This is a genomic window from Nonomuraea sp. MTCD27, from assembly GCF_041950495.1.
Lineage (GTDB): Bacteria > Actinomycetota > Actinomycetes > Streptosporangiales > Streptosporangiaceae > Nonomuraea.
This window is the reverse complement of the sequence record NZ_JBGNUW010000005.1, coordinates 130,035-145,529: the sequence shown is the minus strand read 5'-3', so window position 1 is coordinate 145,529 and position 15,495 is coordinate 130,035. Positions and strand designations below refer to the sequence as shown.

Annotated in this window: 15 protein-coding genes and 2 pseudogenes; 11 read left to right on the top strand and 6 right to left on the bottom strand. The window is 67.1% G+C overall.

Going from position 1 to position 15,495, the window contains the following annotated elements; all coding sequences use genetic code 11:
• Nucleotides 1-103: 103 nt before the first annotated feature.
• The 6 genes from ACBJ59_RS16475 to ACBJ59_RS16450 are packed head-to-tail and all read left to right on the top strand — an operon-like array spanning nucleotide 104 to nucleotide 5,580.
• Nucleotides 104-1,765: a hypothetical protein gene (locus tag ACBJ59_RS16475; protein ID WP_375111092.1), complete on the top strand. Its 1,662-nt coding sequence runs from the start codon at nucleotides 104-106 to the stop codon at nucleotides 1,763-1,765.
• 7 nt (nucleotides 1,766-1,772) lie between these two features.
• On the top strand, nucleotides 1,773-2,228 hold the full coding sequence (locus tag ACBJ59_RS16470; protein WP_357892712.1) for a roadblock/LC7 domain-containing protein: 456 nt from the start codon (nucleotides 1,773-1,775) through the stop codon (nucleotides 2,226-2,228).
• Nucleotides 2,225-2,575: a DUF742 domain-containing protein gene (locus ACBJ59_RS16465; RefSeq protein WP_357892710.1), complete on the top strand. Its 351-nt coding sequence runs from the start codon at nucleotides 2,225-2,227 to the stop codon at nucleotides 2,573-2,575. Before ACBJ59_RS16470 ends, ACBJ59_RS16465 begins: the two co-directional genes overlap by 4 nt.
• A complete protein-coding gene (locus tag ACBJ59_RS16460) occupies nucleotides 2,556-3,134 on the top strand; it encodes an ATP/GTP-binding protein (RefSeq protein ID WP_345575686.1) in 579 nt (192 codons plus the stop codon). The genes ACBJ59_RS16465 and ACBJ59_RS16460 overlap by 20 nt, the downstream gene beginning before the upstream one ends.
• Nucleotides 3,131-4,456: a cytochrome P450 gene (locus ACBJ59_RS16455; RefSeq protein WP_375111091.1), complete on the top strand. Its 1,326-nt coding sequence runs from the start codon at nucleotides 3,131-3,133 to the stop codon at nucleotides 4,454-4,456. The genes ACBJ59_RS16460 and ACBJ59_RS16455 overlap by 4 nt, the downstream gene beginning before the upstream one ends.
• Nucleotides 4,360-5,580 carry a cytochrome P450 gene (locus ACBJ59_RS16450; protein WP_375111090.1) on the top strand — a complete coding sequence of 407 codons (1,221 nt, stop codon included), beginning with the start codon at nucleotides 4,360-4,362 and terminating at the stop codon, nucleotides 5,578-5,580. Before ACBJ59_RS16455 ends, ACBJ59_RS16450 begins: the two co-directional genes overlap by 97 nt.
• A gap of 67 nt (nucleotides 5,581-5,647) precedes the next feature.
• Here the strand turns inward: ACBJ59_RS16450 and ACBJ59_RS16445 are convergent, their stop codons facing one another.
• The 3 genes from ACBJ59_RS16445 to ACBJ59_RS16435 form a co-directional block, all read right to left on the bottom strand.
• The gene (locus ACBJ59_RS16445) at nucleotides 5,648-5,842 is read right to left on the bottom strand and encodes a hypothetical protein (protein WP_375111089.1); all 195 of its coding nucleotides are present in this window, start codon (nucleotides 5,840-5,842) and stop codon (nucleotides 5,648-5,650) included.
• 174 nt (nucleotides 5,843-6,016) lie between these two features.
• On the bottom strand, nucleotides 6,017-6,451 hold the full coding sequence (locus ACBJ59_RS16440) for an integrase core domain-containing protein (RefSeq protein ID WP_375111088.1): 435 nt from the start codon (nucleotides 6,449-6,451) through the stop codon (nucleotides 6,017-6,019).
• Entirely contained in the window at nucleotides 6,382-7,311 is a 930-nt protein-coding gene (locus ACBJ59_RS16435) for a hypothetical protein (protein WP_375111087.1), read from the bottom strand. Before ACBJ59_RS16435 ends, ACBJ59_RS16440 begins: the two co-directional genes overlap by 70 nt.
• 257 nt (nucleotides 7,312-7,568) lie before the next feature.
• On the opposite strand from ACBJ59_RS16435, the pseudogene ACBJ59_RS16430 reads away from it, so the two are divergent.
• The 3 genes and pseudogenes from ACBJ59_RS16430 to ACBJ59_RS16420 all read left to right on the top strand — a co-directional run.
• A pseudogene (locus ACBJ59_RS16430) lies at nucleotides 7,569-7,816 on the top strand (transposase family protein); the annotation flags it as partial.
• A gap of 173 nt (nucleotides 7,817-7,989) precedes the next feature.
• A pseudogene (locus ACBJ59_RS16425) lies at nucleotides 7,990-8,827 on the top strand (transposase family protein).
• Between the two features lie 1,096 nt (nucleotides 8,828-9,923).
• A complete protein-coding gene (locus tag ACBJ59_RS16420) occupies nucleotides 9,924-10,595 on the top strand; it encodes a hypothetical protein (protein WP_375111086.1) in 672 nt (223 codons plus the stop codon).
• A 573-nt stretch (nucleotides 10,596-11,168) separates the two neighbouring features.
• On the opposite strand, the gene ACBJ59_RS16415 is transcribed toward ACBJ59_RS16420, so the two are convergent.
• Complete coding sequence (locus ACBJ59_RS16415; protein ID WP_375111085.1) at nucleotides 11,169-11,375, bottom strand: hypothetical protein; 207 nt, start codon at nucleotides 11,373-11,375, stop codon at nucleotides 11,169-11,171.
• A 117-nt stretch (nucleotides 11,376-11,492) separates the two neighbouring features.
• Nucleotides 11,493-12,095 (bottom strand): integrase core domain-containing protein, encoded by a 603-nt coding sequence (locus ACBJ59_RS16410; RefSeq protein WP_375111084.1) that lies wholly within the window; start codon nucleotides 12,093-12,095, stop codon nucleotides 11,493-11,495.
• 760 nt (nucleotides 12,096-12,855) lie between these two features.
• Here ACBJ59_RS16410 and ACBJ59_RS16405 point away from each other — a divergent pair.
• Nucleotides 12,856-14,127 carry an MFS transporter gene (locus tag ACBJ59_RS16405; RefSeq protein WP_375111083.1) on the top strand — a complete coding sequence of 424 codons (1,272 nt, stop codon included), beginning with the start codon at nucleotides 12,856-12,858 and terminating at the stop codon, nucleotides 14,125-14,127.
• Between the two features lie 88 nt (nucleotides 14,128-14,215).
• Here ACBJ59_RS16405 and ACBJ59_RS16400 read toward each other — a convergent pair whose 3' ends face one another.
• A complete protein-coding gene (locus ACBJ59_RS16400; protein ID WP_375111082.1) occupies nucleotides 14,216-14,605 on the bottom strand; it encodes a hypothetical protein in 390 nt (129 codons plus the stop codon).
• On the opposite strand from ACBJ59_RS16400, the gene ACBJ59_RS16395 reads away from it, so the two are divergent.
• On the top strand, nucleotides 14,604-15,035 hold the full coding sequence (locus ACBJ59_RS16395) for a hypothetical protein (protein ID WP_375111081.1): 432 nt from the start codon (nucleotides 14,604-14,606) through the stop codon (nucleotides 15,033-15,035). The genes ACBJ59_RS16400 and ACBJ59_RS16395 overlap by 2 nt on opposite strands.
• Nucleotides 15,036-15,495: the final 460 nt, after the last annotated feature.

The window sequence follows — 15,495 nt, the reverse complement described above, 5'->3', positions numbered from 1 at the left end:
GCGGCCCCGACCGGCCACCAGACGGGACCGGCACTCACCGCTAGCGCGTGCCTTTCGCGGCGGTCGACAGATCCCGACGACTCCCCCCGACCCCAGGACTTTCATGCCGCCAGACTCCTTCAGCGTCCCGACGGTGATCGGCATCGCCGTCCTCGTGCTCGCCCTCGCGGGCGTCCTGATCCTCTACCTGCGTGTACGCGGCCAGCTCGCCCAGGCCCGCGGGCAACTCGCGCAGAACCGTCAGGTACAGGACCACCTGACCCGAGAGTCCAGTGCCTGGAGCCAGCGCCTGCTTCAGGCGGAGCGCAAGGTCCAGGAGAACGCGGACCAGGTGCGCGACGCCCGCGCCCAGCACGACCTCGTACGCGCCGAGACCGACCATCTGATCAACAAGCGGATCCCCGCCCTGCTGTCCCACCTGCGCGCCCCGCACGTGATCGTGCCCGGCATGCAGAACCAGGCGCTCGCCGGCACGGACATCGACCGGCAGCACCGCGCCGTCCTCGACGCCCTCACCCGGGGCATCCGCGAGGAGGCCGAACGCATCGACGAGAGCGCCCAGGCCGTCATCAGAGGCGCCATGTCCCGCGTGCAGAGCCAGGCCCTGCGCGCCCAGGACCTGCTCGCCGGCGTGCAGCAGCGTTACAGCGGCGACGAGCACACGGCGCTGCTGCGCGAGGTGCTGGGACTCGACATGTTCAACGAGCTGATCATCCGCCGGATGCAGGTCACCGGCATCGCCTGCGGCGCCACCCCCGGCCTGTCGCGTGACGACACCTACCTGGTGGACCTGGTGGTGGGCGCCGTCTCGCGGGTGGAGAACTTCGAGCTGCGCATCGAGGGCCCGGCCAACCACCTGCGCCGCCGGATCGGGGTCGCCGCCCGCGCCGCGGAGTCGATCCTGTTCATCACCGCCGAGCTGCTGGCCAACGCGGTGCACCACTCCCACGGCACGCTCAAGGTGACCATCGCCGTGCACGAGACCAACAACGGCGCCGCCATCGTCATCGACGACGCCGGCGTCGGCCTCAACGAGGACCAGTACGCCCGCGCGAGCCGCCTGCTCAGCGGCAACCATCCGGTCCGCCTGGTCGACCTGGGCAACCCGCCCCGCACCGGCTGGGCGGCGATCGGCCGCCAGGTCGCGCACTACGGCATGCAGGTCACGGTCAAGAAGAGCGCCTTCGGCGGGGTGCAAGCCGTGCTGAACATCCCCACCGCGCTGCTGGTGGAGATGCCGGAGGACAGCCGGCCGTCGGTGCTCGCGCCCGAGCCGGTGCGCGCGGCCGCCCCGACCGCCGCCACGGCCATCCGCCGGGATCCCATTCCCGCCGCCATGGCCGCCCGGCCGGAGCCCGTGTCCGTTCCCACCGCCCGTCGGGAGCCGACGGCGGCCCCCCGGCCCGAGCCGGTCGCCCCTGCCCCCCGGCCTGAGCCGGCCACCTCAGCCGCACGGCCCGAGCCGGCCACCTCAGCCGCACGGCCCGAGCCGGCCACCTCTTCGGCACGGCCTCAGCCCGTCACGGCGCCCCTGCAGCGGTCGGCGGAGGAACTGGCGCCGCTGCCACAGCGCCGCCGCCAGCAGCCGCGTGACACCAGCCCTCCGCCGGCCACCACGGGCAGCGGTTCCGGCGGTACGGGCGGCAGGTTGCTCACCACCCCGGAAGAGGCCCAGAAACGATGGGGCGACTTCCAGGTCGGAGCCGAAGCGGGCCGCCGCGAAGCGCTCCCCACCGAGCAGCACGACGCAACCGAAGGGAAATGACCGTTCCATGGACGCTCACAGCGCTTCCGGCCGGGTTCAGGCCAAGGGTCGCCCGTTGCCCCTCGACGTGTCCTGGGTCCTTTCACCCCTGCTCGCGCTGCCCGGTGTCGCCAGCGGCGTGGTGCTGAGCCGTGACGGGCTGATCCTCGGCGGCTCGGCCAACGTGACCACCGAGAGCGGCGAGCGGGCCGCCGCCATGACCAGCTCCGTGCTCGGGGCCGCGCGAGCCCTGTGCGCGGGCCTCAGCAACGGCGCCGACGACGAGGTGGTGGACATCGTCATCTCCGCCGGCAACGGCTACTACTACGTCGCCCCGGCCGGCGACCGCGCCGCCATCGTGGTCGCCGCCACCGGCGGCGTCAACATCGGCACGCTGGCCTACGAGGTGCAGCTCCAGGTGCAGAAACTGATCAAGGCTCTCGACGAGGCCAGCGCGGCCAGGGCGCCAGGCGTCCGGGCATGACCTCCGGACGACAACGGCGGCGGGTCGTCCCTGACTACATGGCCGCCGCGCGACTGACCGTACCCGAGCACATCCACGTCGAGCGCACGACCCTGGTCTACATCGCGCCCGACGCCGCCACCCACGGGCTCGACCCCCCGGGGTCCCATCTGCTGACTCTGCTGCGGGACGGGCCGCTGTCGGTGTACGAGTGCGCCGCGCACCTGGGCCTGCCGTACTGCGTGGTGCGGTTGCTGGTCGCCGGGCTGGTCGGAAGCGGAACGCTGCTGACCCGCGATCCGCCAGCCACCGACCTGCCCGACATTGAGATCTTGGAGTTGGTGCTCAGTGGCCTCCGCGCTCTCTGAAAGCCGTATCAGTACCGAACACATACCGGTCAAGCTGGTCATCGCCGGGCCGTTCGGCGTGGGCAAGACGACCCTGGTGGACGCTCTCTCGGAGATCAAGCCCCTCAACACCGAGGAGGTGCTCACCCAGGCGGGCACGCTGGTGGACGACCTCACCGGGGTGAACGAGAAGACGACCACGACCACCGCGATCGACTTCGGCCGCCTCACCATGCCCGGGGTGGTGCTGTACCTGTTCGGCGCGCCGGGGCAGACCCGGTTCCAGGTCTTGTGGAACGAGCTGGTCCGTGGCGCGCTGGGGGTCCTGGTGCTGGCCGACACCCGCAGGATCGACGACAGCTTCGCCGTCCTCGACCTGGTGGAGAGTGCCGGCCTGCGTTACGCGGTGGCCGTCAACCACTTCCCCGACTCGCCGGACTACCCGCCGGACGCCCTGCGCCAGGCGCTGGACCTCCAGCCGAGCACGCCGCTGGTGGTGTGCGACGCACGTGACCCCGTCTCCGCCCGTGCCTCGCTGATCGCGCTGGTGGAGCACATCAGAGAGCTGGTGCTGTCATGACTCTGCGCTACATGCCCGACGCGGGCCGCCTCTACGGGCCGGAGTACGCCAGGGACCCGCAGGCCGTCTACGCGGAGCTGCGCCGGCGGCACGGCGCGGTCGCGCCCGTGGAGATCGCCCCCGGCATCGAGGCCCACCTGGTGATCGGCTACCAGGCCGCGCTCGACGTGCTCACCAACGTCGGCGGCGTCTGGATCAAGAACGGCAGTGCCTGGCAGGCGCGGGTCCCCGACACCCCCGAGGCCGCGGGACCCGTCGCCATGCTCGGCTACCGGCCGAACGCGCTGATGTCGGACGGGGCCGAGCACGCCCGGTTCCGTAAGGTGATCTCCGACTGCTTCGACCTGGTCCAGCCGCACAAGCTGCGCCAGATGGTGATCGAGGCGTCGGACTCGTTGATCAGCCAGTTCGCCGCGAAGGGCGAGGCGGACCTGGTCTCCGAGTTCGCCCAGCCGATCCCGGCCCGCATCTTCAACTCGCTCTTCGGCCGGCCCGACTCCGACAGCGCCGGCCTGATCAAGGCCATGGCGGACCTGATGGAGGCCGACGGCGAGAGGGGCAAGCGGGGCAGCGACGCGTTCAGCCGCTACATCGGCGAGCTGGTCCAGTCCAAGCACGCCCAGCGGGGCGACGACCTGACGTCGTGGTTCATCGACCATCCGGCCGCGCTCCAGCCCAACGAGCTGGCCGAGACCCTCGTGCTCGTGATGGCCGCCGCGTACGAGCCCACGGCCAACCTGATCTCCAACACGATCTCCCGGATGGTCAGCGACGACCGCTACTACAGCTCGCTGACCAACGGCGCGCTCGGCACGTACGACGCCCTGATGGAAGCCCTGCGCGCCGAGCCCGCCATGTCGAACTACGGGCCCTATTTCGTCCGTCAGCCCGTGCACTTCCACGGCACCTGGATCCAGCCGGCCGAACTGGTCCTCGTCTCCTACGCCGCGGCCAACACCGAGCCCACCAACGTGCCCGAGGAGCTGCGTTCCGACGGCGGCGCGTACCTGGGCTTCGGCGCCGGGGCGCACCGCTGCCCGGCCAGCGACCCGGCCATGATCATCGCGATGACCGCGATCGAGCGCCTGACCTCTCACCTGTGTGACCTGGAACTGACCGTGCCGCGCGAGGAGCTCTCGTGGCGGCCGGGCCCGTTCCACCGCGCGCTGGCACATCTGCCGGTGCGTTTCACTCCCATTCGACCTGATCAGCCAGGAGAATCCCCTTGGGCAGTTCAGCCCCCGTCGTCCTCGACCCCTTCGGCACCGACCTCCCAGGGGAGGTCCGGCGACTACGCGACCTCGGCCCCCTGGTCCTCGTAGAGCTCGCCGGAGGCATCCCGGCCTGGGCGGTCACCAGGCACGACCTGCTCAAGCAGCTCATCCTCGATCCACGGGTGAGCAAGGACAAGCGGCACTGGGGGCAGCTGGAGCGGGCGTTCGCCACGCCGGGCTGGTCCTGGATCATCACCTGGATCGGCGTGTCCAACATGCTGAGCGCGTACGGCGACGAACACCGCCGGCTGCGCAAGCTGATCGCCCCCAGCTTCACCGCGCGCCGCAGCAAGGCCATGCAGCCGATCGTCGAGCAGATCATCGCGGAGTTGCTGGACGCGATGGCCGCGCAGCCGCCCGGTCAGCCCGTCGACCTGCGCGCCGCCTACGCCCACCCGCTGCCGATGCGGGTGATCTGCGAGCTGTTCGGCGTTCCCGCGCACATGCGGGAGGAGATGGCCCAGGTCATGGAGGCCATCATGGACACCACCGCCACCCCGGAGCAGGCGGCGGCCACGGCCGCCAAGATCGCCACGGTGCTGCCCGCCCTGGTCGCCTACAAGCGCGAGCACCAGGGTGACGACCTGACCACCGAGCTGATCAACGTCCGTGACAGCGGTGACTCGCTCAGCGAGACCGAGCTGTGCGACACCCTGCTGCTGCTGATCGCGGCCGGGCACGAGACCACGGTCAACCTGATCGGCAATGCCGTGCACGCCCTGCTCACCCATCCGGACCACCTCCGCCGGGTGCTGGCCGGGGAGATCTCCTGGGACGCGGTGATCGAGGAGACGCTGCGCTGGGCGCCGTCGATCGCCAACCTGCCGCTGCGCTTCGCCATCGAGCCGATCGAGATCGGCGGCGTCCGGATCGAGGCGGGCGACGCGATCATCACCAGCTACCTGGCGGCTGGGCACGACCCCGACCAGCACGGCGAGGACGCCGACCGGTTCGACCCGACCAGGCAGAGCGCCGAGCACCTGGCCTTCGGCATCGGCGTGCACCGCTGCATCGGGGCTCCGCTCGCCCGCCAGGAGGCGCTGGCCGCCCTGCCCGCCCTGTTCGCCCGGTTCCCTGACCTTCAGCTGGCCGTGGACGCGAGCGAGGTGGGACACGTGCCGTCGTTCATCGCGCACGGGTGGAGCAGCCTGCCGCTCACGCTGCACCGCTGACCTTCACCCGCGACGCGCCACCTCCTCCGCGTGACTTCGGCGCGAAGGAGGTGGTGCGAACGGGGTCCTACCGGCCGCTCCGCACCCGGATGAGCGCTCCGACGAGCGAGAGCAGGACCAGCGTGACCAGTGCCTGGTCGACGGAGAGACAGGCGCCGAAGCCCACCCCGCCGATGACGGCGCCGGCCAGCTGGACGGGCCAGGTCGGTGAGACCAGCGGCAGCGCGACCGACACGGTGACCATCAGCGAGGAGATGAGCACGAACAGCTTGTGCCGGTTCAGCCGGTCCGCGAGCGGGCCCGCGACGATCGTCCCGAGGACCAGGAAGGCCGTCTGGACCGTGATCTGCAGCGTCAGCGCCTCGGCCGGGGCCAGCCCGGCGGGCAGCCGGAGGTTGTGCCGCTCGAATATTGAGTTACGGGGTCTGAGCTGCGGTTAAGCGGCGGGTTGGTATTCGCTGATCATGCCGGTGACGACGGGTTTTCGGCGGATGGATCGCAGGTCGTTGAGTTCGGTAACGTCGCGGGCGGGCTGCGTTGTGACGTTCGGGGGACGCTGGTACCGCGATTGGTGCGGCCTGTGCCCGTTGTAATGGATCAGATACGCCTGGAGCACGAGTGCCAGATGGCGTTCATCAAGGATCAGGATCCGGTCCAGGAGTTCGCGGCGCAGGGTGCTGATGACGCGCTCGCAGCTGGCGTTCATCCTCGGCGTCCGCGGCAGCGTTGTGACCATCCGCAGCCCTTCGGCTTTGAAGACCTCCCGAAATGCGGAGGTGTAGAGCGGGTCTCGATCGTGGATCAGGGACCGCAGCCCGGCGATGCGGGCATCCAGGTTCCTGGCCAGGTTGCGGCTTGCTGCACGGTCCATGCTCCGGTCGGGTGTGCGGTTACTCCGGCCAGGTGCAGTCGCCGGGTGCCGTGCTCGATGAAGACCAGCACATACAGCCGCTTGAGCAGCAGCGTCTCGACCATCAGGAAGTCGCAGGCGATGATCGCGTGGGCTTGGGCGGTCAGGAACTGCCGCCAAGTCGGCCCGGCCCGGCCCGGCGCGGGATCGATGCCGGCGGCGTGCCGGATCTCCCACACCGTGGAGGCCGCGATCGGGTAGCCCAGGCGAGCCAATTCCCCTTGGATCCTCCGATGTCCCCAGGTCGGGTTCTCCCGCGCCATCCGAGTAATCAGTGCCTTGACCGGCGGGCGGGTGCCTGGCCGTCCCGGGCGCCTCCTGTCCGTCAAGGTCCACTTACGCGCCACGAGGCTACGATGCCAACGCAGGATCGTCGCCGGGGTGACCGGGAACATCTCCGCCCACTGGCGGCGGTGGACCAGCCGCGATAACGCCGCCAGCCAGGGCCGGTCGGAGTGACCCCACTGCGGCCGGCCGCCGAGCTGACGGCGGAGCACCTGGTTCTCGTGACGGAGCACCAGCAGCTCAACGTCCTTGGACAGGTCAGCGCGGACCAGTACTGTCAGCAGGTTGAACAGGCCCCTCATCAACTGGTAGGCAAGCGATAACAACACCCTTGGGATGGTCGCAGCAGCCGTTCCGAGCGCGCAGCAAAATCCCAGCTCACAGTACGAAACCGGATTTCCGAGCGGGACAGGGATGGGAAGTTCCCCACCCTCATGGACGAGGTCGCCGAGGCCAGCATCAAGACCATAATCACCGGTATCCAGGTGCCGCGGAAGAACTCGATCATGAAGCGATGGGTGCAGTCGTGCCGCCACGAACTCCTCGACCGCTGCCCGTATGGAACGAACACCACCTGCGGCATGCCCTGCGCGAGCACGAACGCTTCTACAACCAGCACCGAGCCCATCAAGCCCTGAACCAAGCCGCCCCGCTACGTTCCGCCCCGAACCCGATCACCGATCGCGGGCGAATCATCTACCTGAACGTACGCCGACGAAACCCTCTCGGCGGCGTCCTTCACGATTACTCACATGCGGCTTGAACTGCGTGGATGGAGTTTTCGGCAGGCGCACTGGTCACCCTCGCCGACAAGGGCTACGTCGGTGCTGGCGAGCACGTACGCGTGCCCTACAAGGGCCGCTACAAGCCCGCCTCACAGAAGGCCGTCAACGCTGCCCACGCCAAGCTCCGCGGACCGGGCGGACGGGCCAATGCGCAGCTGAAGACTTGGCGTATCCCGCGCAAACTCCGCTGCTGCCCACTCTCGCAAGTCAGTTCGTCAAAGCGATCTTCGTTCTTCAGCTCCGCGAGGCGGGATGAAAAGCACTCAGTGAGGTGATCTCAAAGAATAATCGGGATGATTGGGATTTTTGGGACGCTCGTGGTGGCGTTTCGGGCCTTTCGGGAGAAGTCGTCGAAGGCCGGAGACAGACGTGGAGCCTCCGGTAGATGAGTTCTCACCACAAGAATCCCCATCGGCCAGAAGGCTCCACGTGATTGCTCATCGTGCCACGCTCGACGTCTCCCGTGCACTCGTTCGCCACGTCGCCCGACTGCTGTACGCCGAACGCCGTCGGCGCGGCACTCCCAAAGGCAGCCGAGCGCTGACCCCGTTCTGGCACGCGGTGATGGTTCTGCGCTGGTTCCGCGGTGAGCACGACATCCCCAAGCTCGGCCGCGATCATCGCGTATCCCGGGCCACCGCCTATCGCTACATCGACGAAGGAATCGACGTCCTCGCAGCTCAAGCCCCCAAACCTACAGGAGGCTCTTGACCGCGCCAAAGCCGACGGGCTGGCGTATGTAATCCTGGACGGCACCCTGATCGCCATCGACCGCTGCGCCGAGCAGATCCTGAGCATCAAGCGCGAGCCAATCGACGCCTGGTACTCCGGCAAAGCTCACCAGCACGCCGGCAATCTGCAAGCACTGTCGGCACCCAGCGGCCTTCCGCTCTGGGTCTCCGGCGTCGAACCCGGCTCGGTACACGATCTGACCGCCGCCCGCACGCACGTTCTGGGCGCACTGTACGCCGCTGCCGTCCGCGGCCTGCTCACGCTGGCCGACGGCGGCTACGACGGTGCAGGCATCGGCGTTCACACCCCGATCAAGCAACCTCAGGAAAACCAGATCCTCAGCCCGGACAATCGCACCTACAACCAACTCCTGCGTGACCTGCGTTGTCTCGGGGAACGCGGGTTCGCCCTGCTCAAAGGCCGCTGGCGGATCCTCCAGCACATCACCGCCAGCCCCAGCGCTATCGGCGACATTGCCCGAGCAGCCCTTGTCCTGACTCATTTCGAGCACAACTGGCTACCCGAAATTCGCTGAGATCACCTCAGTGAATGGCAGGAGAAACCGACTCACCATCCTCAATTTCCTCATCTTCCCCGCACGAAAATAATGCTAATCCTGGTAGCGGTCATCGCGACAAGAGAGGCTGTTCTGGATTTCATGGACGATGCCGCGTAGCGTGGTCGGCGGTGGGCCTCCAACCTAGCCACGGAGTCTTCCGCAAATTTTCCAGGGACCACCGACTTTGTAGCTCTGAGTGCGCAGACGAGGTGTGGCGATATGCCGATAGATCCACGAGACCTCACTCCTCAAGGGCTTCCCGTAGGGTGGTCCGACAATCCCGTCCTCAATTCAGATCGACAACCACAGTTACAGAACTCGGGCGAGTCAAACGATTCGGGTTGCGGCGCCATCGGCTGCGTCGCTCTGCTCGCCATACTCGGCGCGCTACTCTACCTGGCCTATTCTTGCCAGGAAGCCGCCAGTCAAGCGAATTGGGAAGCCCGGCAAGCTGAAATAGTCATGGGCCATTGGTCCGGCTCATGGAAAGGAACGGTCAAGCGTGCCGACGCACAGCCCATGCATATCTTGTTGCGACTGCGCGAAGGCCCAGATGGAGTGGTCACCGGAAGGGATGCTTCCCCTATCAGTGAAGTTCCCTGCCAGGGAACGTTCGGCCAACTGTCGCGTAACAATGTCGAGCTCGTTCTCATTGAAACCGTGAAAAAGAGCAAGGTATGCACAGTCGAGACCTACCGCCTCACTCTGACTCGGAAGATCCCGCATACCGTCCTTGCCACATGGGAGTGGATTGACTCTCAAAGCGGAAGCAGGAGGGTATCCACCCTCCTGCAAAGAGATTGGACTTCTCAACGACCGCCAGAGTGAGCCAGGACAGCTGATCATGTTCAGCCCGGACCTCCGACTTCAACCGGTGCTTCCTTGGCGATGGACCACTGGTGTCCATCGCGCCCGCGAGAGTGCGTTTTTACCTGGACAGATGCGCGAACGACATGCCTTGCCCGATCTTCGCCTCACAACCGAGGAAACTGGGCGCCGACGGTAAGCACCTTGCAAGTAGCGCGCAACTGGGAAGAGTTCTTCTGAAATCCCCCAGCCAGGATGGTCGCAGATGCGCTACCTATTCCCCTTCGTCCTCGCCAGGATCATCTTCAAGCCGAAAGCGGCGAACTGGGCCCGGCCATTCCAACTGCTCTCTGACACGCGAGCGCGAGTCGGCGCCCTCTTCATCATCTTCCTTCTGCCCCCGGATCCCCAGAACCCGTTCTACCTCATCAACTACTTTGCGCAGAACGGCTACATCAGCATGGTCGCCGGCGCCTTCGTCACGTTCGCCACCGTAATCAGCTACTGGATCAGCACACGTCGCCAGGTGCTACCACACGAGCAGCAGGACGGCATAGCATTCACACTCGGGCGATCGATGGTGAGCCTGATGATCACCGCCATTCTTTACGTGATCTGGCGTGACTACGGATGGGAGATCATGATGATCCCGTTCATCGGGATCATCATATACCTGTGGGCATTCCTCTTCCAATGCTCGATGCAGTGGTATTGCCTGCGGTGGGTGTTCGGCATCAGCAACGCAGACGAGCTTCTCGGCCCCATCGTCAGCGCAGTCACGGTGGTCATCGCATTCTTATGGGACGTGCTCCAGAGCCCGCCCAGTTCGTTCAACATCCTTATGGTCATCAAGGTATCGGGGCTCGTGACAGTGTGCTTGCTGGCGCTCTGGGAGTTCTTGTGGGTGCTGAGCGACCAACGCTCGGCCTTGGAGTAAGCGCGAGCAGGTAACCAGTGAGATGCCAAACAACGCCAAGCCACAACAGCCACGGCAGCCAGGAAGGGCGCCGAGGGGCGGTACGCCGTCTCTCGGCTGCAAACCCCAGAATGGAGAAGGCAGATCACGATGTAGATCGCCCCTCGAAGGCTTCGATCGAGACTAGTAGCGACACAGGGCCCCGCGCATCCTGCGACCTTTAGCGATATCGCTTTCGCAGTCTTAATACCGAGCTGTGCGTTCTATGGCTTCAGAAAAGCTGGCGACTCGGGCCAGATCTGACACCCTTTCTGGATCCACTGAGGAGCTTCCGGAAGTGTGTGCGACCCTTTTCCGGTGATCCCGTAGACGGCCTGGCGCCCGTTTCCCCTCCTGCCAGCCTCGATTCTTCAGCTGGTTGAGTTGCGTGAGCTGCTCCGCGGTTCGCCCGTAATGTCCCCGATGCGGTTGGGACGGGCCGTCGCATGACGCTGCGGGGGCGCCGGGTTCCACGGGCCCGGAGGAGGCTCCTTCCTGGATCGTCGTGGTCGGGTCCGACTCTCAGGTGAGAGCGGGCAGGTCGGTGAGGCGCTGTCAGGCCAGGACGGACGTCCCGGCCCAGGGCCGGGTGCGGTCGATGCGCAAGTGGCGGCGGCGGGAGTGAGCGGCCAGCCGGGCGGGCGGGTGGTAGAGCCGGTAGCGCATGGTGTCCGGCTCGGCGCGGTCCAGTCTGGGCTGGTCGTGCAGGGTGAGCAGGCGCAGCCAGCAGTCCAGGTCGTGGCCGAGGTTGGCGGCCAGCATCCAGCCGGCGTGGACAGTCCAGTCCTTGCTGGGCAGGTTGCGCAGACCCTGTGGGGCTCATAAATAGGGTGCGGTGTCTGACCTGCCGCTTCTCGGGTGTGTCAGCTGGCCATCTGATCAGCTGGCGATTCGGTACTCGTTGATGAGGCCGCCGAGGATGGCTCTGCGGTGGACTCGGTGGTCGGCCAGGTCGATGGGGGTTGGTGGGCGTGTTTCGGCTTGCGCTGGGGACAACTGCCCCAAGCCGCGGTGAGGTCGGGCCGTGTTGTAGTGCGCCAGGTAGCGGGTGAGAGTTCGGCGCAGATGCTGCTTGTTGAGGATGAGCACTCTGTCCAGGAGTTCGCGGCGTAGGGTGCCGATGATCCTTTCGCGGTGTGCGTTCAATTTCGGGGCCTGCGGTGGGCTCTTGATGACGCGCAGGGCGGCGTCGGCGAAGACGGCGTCGAAGGCATCGGTGAGTTGGCCGCCGCGGTCGCGGATCAGGAACTTCAGCTTTGTCGTGTCGGTGTCGGTGTCGGTGTCGGTGTTCATCAGGATGTTGCGGGCAGCCTGGGCGGTCCATGGGCCGGTGGGGTTGGTGGTGACGCCGAGCAGGTGGGTGTGGCGGCTGCCGTGTTCGAGCGTGATCAGGGCGTACAGGCGTGTGAGGTTGACGGTGTCCACATGCAGGAAGTCGACGGCGATGATGTGCTCGGCCTGGCTGTCAGGAACTGCTTCCACGTCGGCCCGCTGCGGCGCGGAGCGGGGTCGATCCCGGCCGGTTCAGGATGTTCCACACGGTGGAAGCCGAGATCTTGTGGCCGAGGCGGGTCAGTTCACCGTGGATACGCCGGTGGCCCCAGCGTGTGGGGCTCGACCCAGTTCAGAGCACGAAGCCGTGTTTTCGAGCGGGACAGGGCAGAGTACGCCGCGAACTACTCGACCGGATCCTCATCATGAACGAACGCCACCTGCGCAAGGTCCTTGCTGAGTAGGAGACCTACTTCAATGGGCATCGTCCGCATCGGACCCTGAAGCAGGCCAACCCGCTGCAGGCGCTACCCGATCCGGTCGACGCCGACATCGAAGTCTCCCGACGAGACCGGCTCGGCGGCCTCCTACACGAATACGCCCAGGTCGCATGAGGCGACACAATATTCGTCATCCACACGCGCGAGCTCGCGTCGGAGGTGTAGCGCTCACTTCCTCGACCATTCGGAGCTGTAGCGCTCATCCCTCGACCTGTCGCGGGGGCGGGACCAGCCGGTTCCCGCCCGCGCGTCGCCATGGCCGCCCCCTTCCCGCCCTCGCCCTAGCCACGGGACGGACATCCGTCCGCGCTTGCTTCCCCGCTCCCCTCACGAGCCCCAGCACCCCCTTGACAGGTGCCGCACCACGCATCATTCTGAGGCCAATTCATGACGACCGCTCTACGGACGATTGTCCGATAGATGTGAGCCGGACATGAGTTCACCCCCCTGCGCCACAGAGGAGCCATCTGATGAGCAGCGCCACCGAGCGGCCCGAGGGCGGAGGCGCCCGTACGAACTCCAACTCCGACCAGCTGACGAAGACCTCCGTCGCGATCGGCTTCGCGGTCCTGTGCGCCTCGTACATGCTCAACGCGATGGACCGGCAGATCTTCTACCCCCTCCTGCCCGAGATCCGGAACGAGCTCGGCTTCTCCCTCGAACAGAGCGGACTCCTGGCCACCGGCTTCACCCTCGGCCTCGCCCTCGCCGGACCGCCGGCCGGCTACCTGTCTGACCGGCTCTCCCGCAAGGCCATCGTCGTCGTCAGCGTGCTCGTCTACTCGCTCGGCACCCTCGCCATCCCGCTGGCCGTGGGATTCGTCGACATGAGCATCTACCGACTGGTCTCCGGCGTCGGCGAGGGCATCCAGGCCACCGCCATGTACGCCGTGCTCGGCGCGTTCTTCTTCCACCGCCGCGCGCTGGCCGCCGGCGTCGTCGGCGTGGCCTTCGGCCTCGGCGTCTTCCTCGGCCCGCTCTTCGGCAACGGGCTCGCCGCGAGCTGGGGGACCTGGCGGGCGCCGTTCTTCCTGTTCGCCGCCGTCGGCCTGGTCATGAGCCTGCTCATCGCGGCGACGGTGTCACGCAGGATGACCGAGGCGGTCACCGGCACCGCCACGGAAACGACCGGGGCGTCGTACGAGCACGTGCCGGCGTCCCCGTACAACCGCAACACGCTCGGCATCGGCATCGCCTGCGCCGTCTCCGGCCTGGTCTTCTACGGCTACCTCGGCCTCTACCCGACGTTCCTGCGCGAGGCGCTCGGCTTCGCACCCGACCAGGCCGCGTTCGCCGTGTCCATGGGCGGCCTCGGCGCCATGATGGCCCTGCCGGCCGGCTGGCTCGGCGACCGGTACAACCAGGCCCGCCTGCTGATGTTCGCCATGGTCGCCACCGGCGTCACCGCGTACCTGATGTACCAGATCGCCACCTCGGCCCCCGCCCAGTACCTGCTGTCGTTCCTGCTGGGCACGTTCGCCAGCGGTTTCCTGTTCACCAACTGCAGCACGGCCATGCAGCGGGCCGTCCGCCCGCACCACGTCGGCCGCGGCGCCGGCCTGTTCATCCTCACGTACTACGTCGCCGCCGCCTTCTCCGGGCTGCTGTTCGCCCGCCTGGTGGGCGCGCTCGGCTGGGACGGCGCCGGCCTCTGGCAGCTCACCCTGCTCCCGATCGCCGGGATCGCCGGCCTCCTCCTGGTCGACTCGTCCAGGATGGTGCTGCCCAGAGAGGGCAAGTAGTTGGCTCCCTTCAGCGAGGCTTTCCGGCTCCGGCGATGGTTCCGTGTCTGAGGGGCTCAGGAACACGAATCATCGCCAGCGCCGGCCTTCACCATGTGGGATCGGGTGCTCCCCAGGTCGGTGAGCGGCTGACTCGCGGAGCGAGGTCTCTACGAAGGCGGACCTGCTGGTGCTCAGGCACGAGAACGCGGTCCTGCGCCGTCAGGTCCCACGGGTGCGCTACGAACCAGCCGATCGCCTGTGGCCGGCAGCACTCTCGTCCCTGATGCTGAGGCGTTTCTGACTCAGGCAGGGTGACGGGCAGGCTGACCTTGACCAGGCCCTGAGGGCGGGCACGCAGCACCACGTCCTGGGTGAACCCGTTCGGGCGGGCGGTGAGCACCAGGTCGGCACCCTTGGCCACCGCGTCCCGGTAAGAGATCGTGTTGCCGTCCACGATTGGCTCGGGAGCTTTGCGCCTGCCGAAAATCACATCCATGCAGGTCAAGCCGCTTGCGAGTACTCGTGGAGGATGCCGCCGAGCCGGTACGGGCGTGACGCCCTCGCAGCAGGTCGCGGTGCCAGCGCAGGGCAGTGTCCGGCCGGATGAGAAGCCGCAGCCGGCGCAGAACCTCGCGAGGCAGCGACGTCAGAAGAGCGGCGAGGAAGGCCCGGTCCTCGGGCGCGAATCGCACTCTGGTGTCAGCGCCGAATTGACGTTCAAGGACGGCGATCCGGTGACGCAGGACGAGGATCTCCACGTCCTTGTCCCGAGCGCCCATGGGGAGCAACCGCAGCGCGGCGAACGCGTTGGTGACGGTGAGGTCGGCCAGGCGAAGGAGCGCAGCGGATCATCCTGCCGTACGCGCTTCCGTCTCACGGGTGACCGGAGCTCGCATACGCCCCGCGAAGCCCTCGCAGAGTCATGACCTGGGCGGATGTAATTTCCGGCAGGCGCGCTGTTCCGCGCCTGGTTCTACGCGTGAGTTTCGGTACCAGTGCCGCGTGAGTCTTGGTACCAGCGTGTAGCCGGGTGGTGACGGTTCAGCGAGTTTTGGTGCCACTGCCCGAGTTGTAGTGAGACGCTCGGTGTGCTCTGAGGCGTGAGGGGGCGCATGCGGTGCGGATGACCAAGGTGGAGTTGTTCGCCGCGATCCGGAGAGACTCTCGGCTGGAGGGGCTGTCGCAGCGGGCGTTGGCCGCCAAATATGGGGTGCATCGCCGGATGGTGACTGAGGCGTTGACGTCGGCGTGGCCCCAGCCGTGATCTTGCAGGAGGCGGGTCGTGGCCCTCTGCCGGAAGTGCCGATCGACCAGATCCACAAGCCGGGAGTCGAGGCCGAGGTCGACTTCGGAGACGTGTGGGTCGATCTTGCCGGGGTGCGGACC